The following is a 12,447-nucleotide window of genomic DNA, read 5'->3' on the forward strand; positions in this document are numbered from 1 at the left end:
AAAGATATTACAAAAGGGATAAATGTCACAATCTACAAAAATAAAGATGGAATCACTTATGGGTTTACTGTTACAGGACACTCAAGATATTCACAGAAAGGCTTAGATATAGTTTGCGCTGGAGTAACAATATTGGTCTATAATGCAGTCAATTCCCTTGAAAGGTTTACTAATGACCGGGTTGAAAAAGAAATTATTGAGAATGGTTATGCAAAATGTATTCTTCCTGATTTAAAAAACGGAAAAGGAAGTAAAGAGGCAATTGTTTTACTGAAATCCACTGAAGCAAGCATGAGAGACATTGAATATTCTTACGGTTCACAATATGTAAAAGTAACCGTCATCAAAGAATAATTTTATTAATAAGGAGTTTTTCTATGTCCTATAAAAAATTCTTTTTATTAATTCTTTCATTTCTGTGCTGTAACATTTTCAGCAACTACATCTCCTATTCAGAAACAGGACAGGCAAATGGAACAAAAATAAAACTTACAAGCTCTGCCTTTAAAAATGGAAAAATGATACTGGCAAAATATACTTGTGATGACAAAGATGTCTCCCCTCCATTGTCATGGACTTCTGTTCCAAATGGCACAAAGAGCATTGCAATTATCTGTGATGACCCTGATGCGCCAATGGGTACATGGGTGCACTGGGTTCTCTACGATTTACCTGTCAGTATCAAGGAATTACCTGAAAATATTCCTTCTCAGGAAAAACTAAAGAATGGAGCAAAACACGGAATAAATGATTTCCGCAAATTTGCTTATGGTGGTCCCTGCCCTCCAGGAGGTACACACAGATACTTATTTAAAATTTATGCTTTGGATAAGGAAACAGGGCTTGAGCCTGGAGCTACCAAGGAACAATTACTAAAGGCCATGAAAGGGCATATATTGGCAGAAGGACAGCTGATGGGAAAATACAGCAGGTAAAACTCAAATGTCTTTTATTAGCTGTAAGCTATAAGCTTTAAGTTATAAGCTATAAAAAGCTAAAAACTTTAATTTTTATGGTTTTTACTTTATTCCCTTTCGCTACTTACTACTTTCTACTCCCTGCTTTCTTATGTTACAGCTTATCGCTTATAGCTATTTTGAGCTTTGAACTTTAAATTTTCTTTTATACCTTATCCAGTGCATGTTTGAGGTCTTTTATCAAATCTTCTGGCTCTTCAAGCCCAACTGAAAGACGGATACCTCCAGGATCAATCCCATCTTTTAACTGTTCTTCAAGCGGAACTGTTGAATGTGTCATTAAGCTCGGGTTTTCAATCAGTGTTTTTACCTGACCAAGACTAACAGCGAGCGTTATAGTATAGGAATTTTTAGCAATATAATCTATAATCTTCCTGCTTGATACTCTGACTTTTAAAGGCTCCCCTTTCAAAATAAAATATATCATGTTCCCCGGGGCAAAATTTCCGTCAAAATCAGTCATCTGGCTTTTCGCAAGCCCAAACTGAGGGAAAGATGAAAGTCCGGGATAATACACTTTTTCAACCTTTGGATGACTCTCAAGAAATCGTGCAATTTCTATAGCGCTTGATTCCTGCTTTTTAAGCCTTATTGAAAGTGTAGAAAGTCCATAAACAAGTATTGACCATGCGCTCTTAGGAGAAAGCACGCCACCAAAATCCTTGCGGTAATTTAATAAATCTTTTTCATACTTATTTTTTGTAATTACCGCACCTCCCATCTCTGTCCCAAAACCACAAATATTTTTTGTAAGGCTGTGAACCACAATATCAGCACCAATCTCAATTGGTCTCTGACAGAAAGGAGTTGCAAAAGTATTATCAACAATGACCCTTATCTTTTTATCTTCTGAAGCCTTTTTGTTATGTTTCTTAACTATTGTGCATATTTTTAAAATATCAATAAGTTCCATGTTCGGATTTGAAGGTGTTTCAAAATATACAACCCTAGTATCCTTTGTAAGGTTTTTAGAGAGGTTTTCTGGATTTTTTAAATCGAGAAGTTTCAGCTTTAAGCCCATTTTTGGATACCAGTTTTTAAAAAGCGAATAAGTGCTTCCATAAAGAACTCTGTGACTGATTATCTCATCTCCTGAAAATGCACATACTCCGACTGCTGCAGCTATTGCAGCCATGCCTGAAGCAAAGGTAACAGCACAATCCCCTCTTTCAGCAAAGGCAAGATTATCTTCAAGCATGCCACGTGTTGGTTCTCCAAGCCTGTCATAGATATATATTGGCGGATGATGGATTTCTTCTGTTGCATCTGCTCCAAACTCTTCAAATCCTCTTGCACCCCTTTTTACAGAATCAAGGCGGTAAGCAGATGAAGAAGAAATTGGCGGGACTACATGGTGCTTGTAGTCCCATTTTGTTGACTTAAATCTTCCATGTATCAAGAGAGTTTTTATTGAATAAAAACCGCTTTTTACCTTTTGAAACATCACCATAATTATTTACTCCTCCTTATAGACTTAGTTTAGTAAATCTTCAAAAATATTTACCTCTTTAAAAAATGGCATGTTTGGACGGAGTCAACAAAACTCAAATGTCAAAATCCAAATATCAAATGAATACCAAATTTGTTTAATGCCAAAATGAGAATATTTTCTTAGAAATTTTGATATTTGAACTTTGAATTTCATTTGAATTTTGAGCTTTGGCATTTGACATTATCTTTTAAAAACATGATTAAGATTATTAACACCATCTGGTGTAGTTCCAAACACTTTTCTCCAGACATCCTGACTTTCCATGCAGAGGTAAATTGGAATATTGCTGTTATAATTTCTTATGAGCAAAACCACTTTTCTGTATGCGTTAACTCTCAATGGTTTAAAATACCTGAGTTTCCTGTCAGGACATATTACCATTTCACCATTTAAAATATTACTTTGATAAAAGCGTTCACTAATAATTGACTTCATCTGCGGAGAAAAACGCAAACATCCAAGACTTATCCATGGTATTGATTTTGGATTTATATTTTTAAAAATTTTTTCAATAACTTTAGCATAATCTGCTTCCCATCCATCGTATAGAATTATTGGATCAAAATGGAAAGCTATATTGTATCCGTTCTGCTGACACACTACAGCGGCATCTATTCTCTGTTCAAGAGAAGCAGAACATAGCTCTTCAGAATCAATTATTCTTTGAGGGTTCACAGACCATGCAACAACTGTTTTCCCTCCATGGTCTAAGCCAACAAGGTTTCTTATCTCATTTGTTTTGGTTTTAAGCTCAAGAACTGCATTTTTTCTCCTTGCAAAAAATGGTACTATTATTTTTGAAAAACCTGTGAGGTAATCAAAAGCAAGGCTATCAGAAAGTTCTCCTGTCCCTATGCGAAAATATTTCGATTGATTCTTTTCTATAAGATTTTCTAACTCGCTGAGCATTGCATCTACATTAGAAAATACCTTCAAGAGAGGATTATTGTTAAGATATTCCTGCATTATGCAGTAAGAACAGTCAATTGGACAGTTGGTTGCAAAGTTAATAAAATAATAATTACAGCAAACCATTTCTTTTGTTCCAGGACACTTTTTTAAAAAAGATCCCTTATTCTCTGTTACAAGCAGATTCCTTTTCCCGCTGCCAACAGGATCATCAGATTTTAAAATTTTAGCCAAAACATCCCCTGAAGTATCTATATAAAATATACTGGAAGTATTTGCTGATGAAGCTATATTTTTGGCTATAACATTATCTTTGGATTTCTTCTCAATATAGATATTTTCTATAATAGACATAGTTAGATATATAAAAAAAATTTATTTTCTCACAATCTGTTCATTTTTCCTACAGTTTCTCTCCAAAAGCGCTTTTAAAAAATCTCCTTTTAATCTTTATGTAATTATTGATTATAGTTCAAGCCTTGCTGATGCATTAAGTTCAAACCTGCTTTTTTCACCTTTTAAAATCCTGTGATAACCTGCAAGACCAATCATTGCAGCATTATCAATGCAAAGCTTAGGGCTAGGATAATAAACTTTCAAACCATCTTCTTCTGCCCTTCTTTTTAATTCTGACCTTAATCCACTGTTACAGGCTACTCCTCCTGATATAGAAATTGCAGAACAGTTCATTTTTTCTGCAGCATAAATAGCCTTATCAACAAGAACATCAACAACTGCTCTCTGAAAGCCCGCTGCTATGTCAGAGAGGTGTTCATCGGAGATTTTCTTAACCTTAGCCTTTCTTGTTGCATCATCATAAAGATTATTTTTTTTCAAATATGTAAGCACTGAAGTTTTAAGGCCGCTGAAGCTGAAATTGAAAGGGCTATCAGGCATATTAGCTTTTGGAAACTGTATTGCCTTTTTGTTTCCATCTCTTGAAAGCCTGTCTATAACAGGACCTCCCGGATAGCCTAAATCAAGCATCTTGGCTACCTTATCAAATGCCTCTCCTGCAGCATCATCAACGCTTCTCCCAAGAAGCTGGTAACTGCCAATCCCTTTTACAAAATAAATATTGGTATGACCTCCTGAGACTATCAGTGAAACATACGGAAAGTTTATAGAAGGGTTTTCAAAAAGAATGGACAATAAATGTCCTTCTAAATGATTGATGCCAACAAATGGAATTCCTCTTACAAGTGATATTGCCTTTGCTACTGAAAGACCGACAAGCAAAGACCCAAGAAGTCCCGGACCATATGTTACAGCAATTGCTTCAATATCACTTAAATCTGTTTTTGCCTCTTTTAACGCTTCCTCTGTTGTTGGGATAATATCTTCAAGATGTTGTCTTGATGCAAGCTCAGGAACAACTCCTCCAAACCTTTTGTGAATATCAACCTGAGATGCAACAATATTCGATTTTATTTTGAGTCCATCTTCAAGGACTGCAACTGAAGTTTCATCACAGGAGCTTTCAATACCAAGAAGCAACATCTGTTTCACCCTCTATGCAAACACCTTTGTCAATATCAACAAGATAACCCTTTCCACCTGCCTTCTCAATCGCTTCAACAACCCTGTTTTCTTTGCCGGGAGCAAAAGCCAGAAAACATCCACCCCCTCCTGAGCCATTTATCTTGCATCCCAAAGCCCCGGCTGATTTTGCAGCATCTATTAATCTTTCTATTTTCTCTGTTGAAATCTGCAGGCCCTCTCTCAATGCTGAATGATGCCTGTCAAGCAATTTTCCAAAAACCTCATCATCAACTATCCCTTGTTCTATGAACTTCTTTGCCTCTTGTGTTAAATCCCTTGTCATAAGAGTTGCTTCAAGTTTTAACTTTGGTTCTTCAGGAAGACTTTTTAAAACTTCCTTGATTTTAAAAAGCTCTGTTTTTTCTAAATTAAAATCCTTAATCACTTCCCTGACCTTTTCTACTGCAAAATTTACATTATTTTTAATCCTGCTCAACCCCCCTTTTGTATCTTTCTGAACAAGGCTGTCACCAAGCACAAATCCACTGAGTTTGGTTTTTAGTTGTGATGCAACTGTTTTCTTTTTGCAGTCAATGTAGAGCAGACCTCCAAGGCTTGAACAGTAATGGTCCTGCATACCACCGGGTTCTTTAAACTCCTTCACCTCAGCCTCATATGCCAGTTCAGCAAGCCCTTCTCTTGTTACTTTCTGCGGATTGTCTGTTATTGTCAGTAAGAATTTAAGCCATCCGACTACCATTGCAGATGAACTTGACACCCCCTTGCCAATCGGGATATTGCTTTCTATGACACAATTATACCCCATACTAAACCTGTACCCGTATCTTTTTAAAACCCTAAGACTGCTTCTCAGATAATCCCTCTCTTTTTGAGGCAAAAAATCGCCTGATAAATTTATTGTCTCTTTTTCACCTATGTCAGGAAGTTCCATCTCAAAATAATTATGATTGTTTCTGAACCCTTCAATCCTTATTCTCATATTAATTGCCGCTGATATAACAGGAAGACCAAAATAATCCTGATGTTCTCCCAAAAGGCATATCCTTCCAGGCGCAGAAACCCTTATAGTCTTATCCTTTTTCATTTTTCAAACCGGCTAGCCCTTTAACTTGTAATAATAACATTGGAAATCGCTATGTCTTTGTTGTGGGAAATGGAAAGAAGTATTTTTGAAACTTTTAATCTTTTTGCAAGACGCAGAGTTTTATTGCGGAGGAAAATTTCAGGCTTTCCGCTTATTTCATTTACTATCTCAATGTCCTTCCAGCTTATTCCTTCTGTCCCCGTTTGGTTTAAGGCTTTATACACTGCCTCTTTTGCCGCAAACCTTGCTGCATAGTGCTGATACCTGTCTTTTTTCTTCTCGCAATACTCTATTTCTTTTTCAGTGAAAATCTTATTTAAAAATCTTTCCTTTTGTCTCCGGATAGTTTTTTTTATTCTTGATATCTCTATATGGTCAACACCAATACCAATAATCACTGTCCCACCACATTATTTTTAACGCTGATTATCTCGCCTCACTCTTAACAAGCCTGTCAATCTTCTTTCCAATAATGAGAATTTTTTCAAGCTCCTTTAAGTCCACCATATTAGGCCCGTCACACAACGCCTTTTGGGGATTTTCATGGACCTCCATATAGAGAAAATCACACCCCAGAGCAAGAGCGCTTCTTGTCAGAGGCATTACAAACTCCTTCTCTCCAGAAGAAGCCTTTCCGGCGCCTCCCGGAAGCTGAACACTGTGTGTGGCATCAAAACCAACAGGATATCCAAACCTACGCATTATCTCTAATCCTCTGAAATCGACTACAAGGTTGTTATAACCAAAAGAGCTTCCCCTTTCAGTTAACAGTATTTTCTGATTTCCTGCAGACTCAACCTTTTCAATTATGTTTTTTACATCCCAAGGCGCAAGGAATGGCCCCTTTTTAATATTGATTGCCTTTCTCTTTCTTGCTACTTCCTGAATCAGGTCTGTCTGTCTGCAAAGAAAAGCAGGAATCTGCATCACATCAAGAACCCCTGAAGATTTCTCTATCTCTGCAATCCTGTGAATATCTGAAAGAACCGGAATCTTATATTTTTCTTTAATCTCAGAAAGAATATCCAAGCCTCTATCTATCCCCGGTCCTCTGTAGGAATCGACTGATGAGCGGTTTGCCTTGTCAAAGGATGTTTTGAAAATCATCTGGATATCCAGTTTCTCAGACAATTCTTTTAGCCTCCCTGCAATGTCCAGGCAAATTCTCTTTGTTTCAATCACACAAGGACCCGCAATCAGAACAAAGGGATTATTGTTGCCAATCTCAATATTTCCTATTTTGACTATCCTGTTCTTCACAGAGTTATTCCCCCATTTTAAAGGTAATTTTATAAATTCTAAATTTTAATATCTAACAGGGTTCTGAAAAAGTTCAATTAATGTCATTACGAGAACCGATTTATCGGCTCGTGGTAATCTCATCTGGATTGCTTCGCTTCGCTCGCAATGACAGTCAAAAAAGGACTTCTTCAGCAACCTGCTAAATCCTAAAACAAATTCAAAACAGTTTAGAGTTCAGAATTTCGTATTTAGAATTTTTTAACCTCTTATAAGATCTACTCTACTCCTTCCACCTTCATGCTTATATCCACAGCGGATGGTGAATGTGTCAATGCCCCGATTGAAATCAGGTCAACTCCCATCAGGGCGATTTCCCTGATATTTGAAAGATTAACTCCCCCTGATACCTCAATCACAGCCTTTCCGTCTATCCGCTCAACAGCTTTTTTCATCTCATCTACGCCCATATTGTCAAGCATAACTATTTCAGCCCCTGCCTGCAGAGCCTCTTCTACTTCCTTTAAATTCGATGCCTCAACCTCAACCTTAAGGTAAGGGGGTACAAATTCCCTTATTCTTTCTACTGCCTCTTTTATTCCACCGCTTAATTTTATGTGGTTGTCCTTTATCAGTACTGCATCAAACAGACCAAACCTGTGGTTTTTACCTCCGCCAACACTTACAGCATATTTTTCAAGCACTCTCCACCCCGGAGTTGTTTTTCTTGTATCAACAATCTTGGCTTTTGTGCCTTCTACCTGTGCGGCAAATTTCGAAGCATATGTTGCAATGCCTGACAGCCTCTGGAGAAAATTAAGCACTACTCTTTCGTATGAGAGAATTACCTTTGCATTTCCTTCAATAGTTGCAATTATCTCACTCTTTGGAACAGAATCTCCATCTTTAAAAAATGCCTTGAAGTTAAAATTCTGATGAGATTTTTTAAAAATTCTCGGAACAATATCTATCCCTGCAAGCACCATTGTGTCTTTTGCCAGAAAGATGCCTTTAGCCTGTGTTTCCTCCTCTATTATCCCATCAGTTGTTAAATCGCCACTCCCTATGTCCTCATTCAGCGCCCAGTCAATCAGCTGGTCAATCTTTTTCCAGTCAAGTCTCACCATTACTGTAACTCCTCAAGAGCCTTAAGATGCCCTTCAATCTTTATCTTTTCTTTAATGAGCTCATTATGTTTTTCCTTGTCCTTTTCCACTACTTCAGCAGGGGCATTTTTAATAAAATCTTCATTTTTAAGTTTTCTCTCAAGGACGGAAAAATCTTTTTCAAGCTTATTAATCTTTTTCTCAAGCCTTTTTTTCTCTTCTTCAAAATCAAGTATACCTTCAAGAGGAACAAACAATTCCATATTCCTGACAATGCCTGTGGCAGAAGCCTTTGGCTTGGACAAATTTATACCAACATTAATCTCAGATGTCCTGCATAATTTCGAGATATACTCTCTTGCTGAATCAATCCTTTCACTATCAGATGAATCAGGTGTCTTTATATATACCTTTATCCGTGTTGAAGGCGGTATATCCATTTCACTCCTGATATTCCTTATCACTTTTATCAGGCTTTTTAGTTCTTCAACGCGTGCAGTTTCTTCAGGATAAAAATCAACGTCATCTTGCTTCGGATAAGAAGAAATCATTATGCTTTCAATGCTCTTTTCAGGCTTTACATATTGCCATATCTCCTCAGTTATAAAAGGCATAAACGGATGAAGAAGCCTTAATATCCTTTCAAGCACATCAGTTAAAACTTTCTGGGCTGTTCTTTTTCTTATCTCATTTGTCTCCTGAATCAGATCCGGTTTTGTAAACTCAATATACCAGTCACAGTATTCATGCCACAGGAACTGATAAATACTGTTAGCTGCTTCATTAAACCTATAGTTGTCAAAAGCATCTCTTACTTCCTTAATCACTTCATGCAATTTACTGTAAATCCATTTGTCAATATCTGAAAGGATGAAATCCTTTTCATCCTGCGGTTTCCTTGAAAAGTCTCCTGTGTTTGAGATTACAAACCTTGATGCATTCCATAGTTTGTTGGCAAAATTCCTGTAACCCTCAAGCCTCTCCTCTGAAAGCCTGATATCCCTGCCCTGTGAAGCTAAAGCTGCAAGGGTAAACCTTAATGTATCAGCCCCAAATTTTCCAATTATATCAAGAGGGTCAACGACATTCCCCCTTGACTTGCTCATTTTCTGCCCTTCAACATCCCGTATCAGCGCGTGAATGTAAACATCTCTGAAAGGCACATCCTTCATGAATTTTAATCCAAGCATTATCATCCTGGCAACCCAGAAAAAAAGAATATCAAAGGATGTAACAAGACAGGATGTCGGATAGAATGTTTCAAGCTCCTTTGTTCGTTCAGGCCATCCCATTGTAGAAAATGGCCAGAGTCCTGAACTAAACCAGGTATCCAGAACATCGCTTTCCTGAACAAGTTCATCGCTTTCGCATTTTCTGCATTTTAAAGGCGCATCTTTTTCAACCAGAACCTCTCCGCATTTTTTGCAATACCATGCGGGTATCCTGTGTCCCCACCATATCTGTCTTGATATGCACCAGTCCCTGATATTTTCCATCCACTCAAAATAAGTGTTTTCCCAGCCCTTTGGTATAATTTTTATTTTACCGCTTCTGACAGCCTCAATTGCAGGCTTTGCCAAATCCTTTGTCTTGACAAACCACTGCTTTGAAAGATATGGCTCCACAACTGTCCTGCACCGGTAACAATGCCCAACACCGTGAAGATAATCCTCTGTCTTTACGAGCAACTCCTGTCCCTCTAAATCTTTTAAAATAACTTCTCTTGCTTTAAAGCGCTCAAGACCATTATATTTACCAGCCAACTCATTAAGAAGACCATTCTCAGCAAGGACATTTACCTGAAGAAGATTATGGCGCAGGCCTATTTCAAAGTCATTTGCATCGTGAGCAGGAGTAACTTTAAGCGCCCCTGTGCCAAAATCCATTGAAACATAGTTGTCTTCAATTATTGGAATTTCCCTGTTCATCAAGGGAAGGATTACTTTTTTCCCTCTGAATTCCCTGTATCTTTCATCTTCAGGATTAATTGCAACTGCCGTGTCACCAAGCATTGTCTCAGGCCTTGTTGTTGCAACAGTCAAGAATTTTCCTTTTTCTCCAAGAACAGGATAATTAATATGGTAAAGTTTTCCCTTTGTCTCCAAATGCTCAACCTCAAGGTCAGAAAGGGCTGTACGGCATCGCGGACACCAGTTGATTATATAGTTTCCGCGGTAAATAAGGCCCTCTTGGTAGAGGCGGATAAAAACCTCCTTAACAGCATCTGAAAGCCCTTTATCCATTGTAAATCTTTCTCTCTGCCAGTCACAGGAGCACCCCATTCTTTTAAGCTGTTTTATTATCAATCCTCCTTTTTTCTCCTTCCATCTCCATACCCGCTTAATAAACTCTTCTCTCCCGATATCATCTCTTTTTATTCCCTCTTTCATCAACTCCTTCTCAACTACGTTCTGAGTTGCAATCCCTGCGTGGTCAGTGCCCGGAATCCAGGCTACGTTGTATCCATCCATTCTCTTAAACCTTGCAAGAATATCCTGAAGGGTATTGTTAAGGGCATGTCCTATATGCAGGCTTCCTGTTACATTTGGAGGAGGGATTACAATTGAGTAAGAAGGTTTTTCAGAATTCTTGTCCCCGTGAGAGAAATTCCTCTCAAGCCAGAACTCATACCACTTCTCCTCAATACCTTTTGGCTCATACCCCTTCTGAAGCTCAATTTCCATCTTCTAAAAAACTCCTTTTGCCTTTGTTGAAACCCGAGTTAATATATCCCTAAAATATAATAAACGTGGTTTCTCCCCACGTCTTAATAAAATAACCAAGGCATCTTGCCTCTTGCATAATACAGGCAGGATGCCTTCCCTGTCTTTTGCATAATTAAGAATATACTATTATCAAATTGCAACTTATATCCCGCGCAGATTTAAATTACTAACAGAAAGGCATTAGGGTGTCAAGGCTTAGAAAAGACGTTGTGTTAGCAAAGTAAATGTGATTATATTTGAAAGTAAAGCTTTGAAAAATCTTTTGTTCAATAATAAAGGAGGTTTTTGGAATATGAAAAGAAAATTTCATTTATTAAACCTTGCAGCCTTTTCATTTCTTGTTTTCATTTTAACAGGAAACAATCTCTATTCCCAGCATCAGCACGGACACCCTCCCGGCTCTGTTGACGGTTACATAAACATGCTTGAAACTCCTGACAGGGCTTCCTGGCAAATGCCTGAAAAAGTAGTAAACTATCTTGGGATAAAAGAAGGAGATGTGATTGCTGATATAGGCGCAGGTTCTGGATATTTTACGGTTTTTCTCTCAAAGAAAGCCGGAAACAATGGAAAGGTTCTTGCCTGCGACATAGAAAAGGGAATGATAAATTACATTGAAGAAAGAATTAAGAAGGAAAATTTAAAAAATGTTGTCCCTGTTCTGTGCAAGCCTGATGACCCGATGCTTTCTCCTTCCTCTGCAGATTTAGTCTTTATATGCGACACATACCACCACATAGAAAAGAGGAATGAATACCTGAAGCTTTTAAAAAAATATTCAAAACCTGAAGGAAGGATTGCAATTATAGATTACCAGAAAAAAGAAACTCCTCACGGTCCTCCCTTGTCAATGAGGATATCAAAAGAAAATATTGTGAAGGAAATTACTGATGCCGGCTATAAGCTTGAGGCAGAATTTTTCTTCCTGCCATACCAGTATTTCCTTGTCTTCAGGAAATAATGAACAAATATTTTTATGCCATTTCCGCTAAAATAAATGTTCTCTGGATTCCTGCTGGAATTTACCCTCATGTAAATGGGAGACAGGAATCATCATGAGCTTTTGGCTCACAGAGAGGCATGAAAATAATCATGCGAGACCTGCCGGCAGGCAGGCGACTGATCTACTGGTGAATTGTTGTAAGTTTAATGGTAGGACAGGCGTCCCGCCTGTCCGAGGGGATTTTGAGTCAATGACAATAATTAATTAGGATAGCATTTGAAGCAAATTACCCCGTGCTTCCGCACGGGGCTTTTGAATATATTTTTGCTAAAGTATAAGAGGAATATAAACCTTTATTTTGAGGATTTAGTAAATATGGATAAAACTGTTGTGATAATCGGTGCAGGGGCATCAGGGCTTACATCAGGGATATACCTTTCCCAAAAGGGTTTTAATGTAAAAGTCTTT

General features: G+C 37.7%; 12 protein-coding genes (1 of these 12 running past the window's edge). 4 read left to right on the forward strand and 8 right to left on the reverse strand.

What is annotated here, in order from left to right:
• Positions 1–18 precede the first annotated feature (18 nt).
• Positions 19–354: a hypothetical protein gene (locus tag A3H37_03610; protein OGL50948.1), complete on the forward strand. Its 336-nt coding sequence runs from the start codon at positions 19–21 to the stop codon at positions 352–354.
• A 23-nt stretch (positions 355–377) separates the two neighbouring features.
• The gene (locus A3H37_03615; protein ID OGL50905.1) at positions 378–935 is read left to right on the forward strand and encodes a phosphatidylethanolamine-binding protein; all 558 of its coding nucleotides are present in this window, start codon (positions 378–380) and stop codon (positions 933–935) included.
• A 187-nt stretch (positions 936–1,122) separates the two neighbouring features.
• Here the strand turns inward: A3H37_03615 and A3H37_03620 are convergent, their stop codons facing one another.
• The 8 genes from A3H37_03620 to A3H37_03655 all read right to left on the reverse strand — a co-directional run bounded on the left by A3H37_03620 (position 1,123) and on the right by A3H37_03655 (position 10,994).
• Entirely contained in the window at positions 1,123–2,421 is a 1,299-nt protein-coding gene (locus A3H37_03620; GenBank protein OGL50949.1) for a cystathionine gamma-lyase, read from the reverse strand.
• Between the two features lie 228 nt (positions 2,422–2,649).
• Entirely contained in the window at positions 2,650–3,732 is a 1,083-nt protein-coding gene (locus tag A3H37_03625) for a hypothetical protein (GenBank protein ID OGL50906.1), read from the reverse strand.
• 111 nt (positions 3,733–3,843) lie between these two features.
• Positions 3,844–4,878 carry a tRNA (adenosine(37)-N6)-threonylcarbamoyltransferase complex transferase subunit TsaD gene (locus tag A3H37_03630; GenBank protein ID OGL50907.1) on the reverse strand — a complete coding sequence of 345 codons (1,035 nt, stop codon included), beginning with the start codon at positions 4,876–4,878 and terminating at the stop codon, positions 3,844–3,846.
• A complete protein-coding gene (locus tag A3H37_03635; protein ID OGL50908.1) occupies positions 4,859–5,965 on the reverse strand; it encodes a hypothetical protein in 1,107 nt (368 codons plus the stop codon). Before A3H37_03635 ends, A3H37_03630 begins: the two co-directional genes overlap by 20 nt.
• A gap of 20 nt (positions 5,966–5,985) precedes the next feature.
• Positions 5,986–6,363 carry a holo-[acyl-carrier-protein] synthase gene (locus A3H37_03640; GenBank protein ID OGL50909.1) on the reverse strand — a complete coding sequence of 126 codons (378 nt, stop codon included), beginning with the start codon at positions 6,361–6,363 and terminating at the stop codon, positions 5,986–5,988.
• Between the two features lie 28 nt (positions 6,364–6,391).
• On the reverse strand, positions 6,392–7,225 hold the full coding sequence (locus tag A3H37_03645; protein ID OGL50910.1) for a 3-deoxy-8-phosphooctulonate synthase: 834 nt from the start codon (positions 7,223–7,225) through the stop codon (positions 6,392–6,394).
• 257 nt (positions 7,226–7,482) lie between these two features.
• Entirely contained in the window at positions 7,483–8,331 is an 849-nt protein-coding gene (locus A3H37_03650; protein ID OGL50911.1) for a nicotinate-nucleotide diphosphorylase (carboxylating), read from the reverse strand.
• Positions 8,331–10,994 carry a valine--tRNA ligase gene (locus tag A3H37_03655; protein ID OGL50912.1) on the reverse strand — a complete coding sequence of 888 codons (2,664 nt, stop codon included), beginning with the start codon at positions 10,992–10,994 and terminating at the stop codon, positions 8,331–8,333. Before A3H37_03655 ends, A3H37_03650 begins: the two co-directional genes overlap by 1 nt.
• A 334-nt stretch (positions 10,995–11,328) precedes the next feature.
• Here A3H37_03655 and A3H37_03660 point away from each other — a divergent pair, with 334 nt between their 5' ends.
• Together A3H37_03660 and A3H37_03665 are read left to right on the forward strand one after the other, a co-directional pair.
• Positions 11,329–11,997 (forward strand): hypothetical protein, encoded by a 669-nt coding sequence (locus A3H37_03660; protein OGL50913.1) that lies wholly within the window; start codon positions 11,329–11,331, stop codon positions 11,995–11,997.
• A gap of 357 nt (positions 11,998–12,354) precedes the next feature.
• Positions 12,355–12,447, forward strand: the 5' end (the start) of a protein-coding gene (locus A3H37_03665) for a hypothetical protein (GenBank protein OGL50914.1). The gene runs 1,353 nt beyond the window's last position; only the first 93 of its 1,446 coding nucleotides appear in the window; it begins with the start codon at positions 12,355–12,357; its stop codon lies off the right edge, out of view.

The sequence above is a fragment of the Candidatus Schekmanbacteria bacterium RIFCSPLOWO2_02_FULL_38_14 genome, from assembly GCA_001790855.1.
Taxonomy (GTDB): Bacteria; Schekmanbacteria; GWA2-38-11; order GWA2-38-11; family GWA2-38-11; genus 2-02-FULL-38-14-A.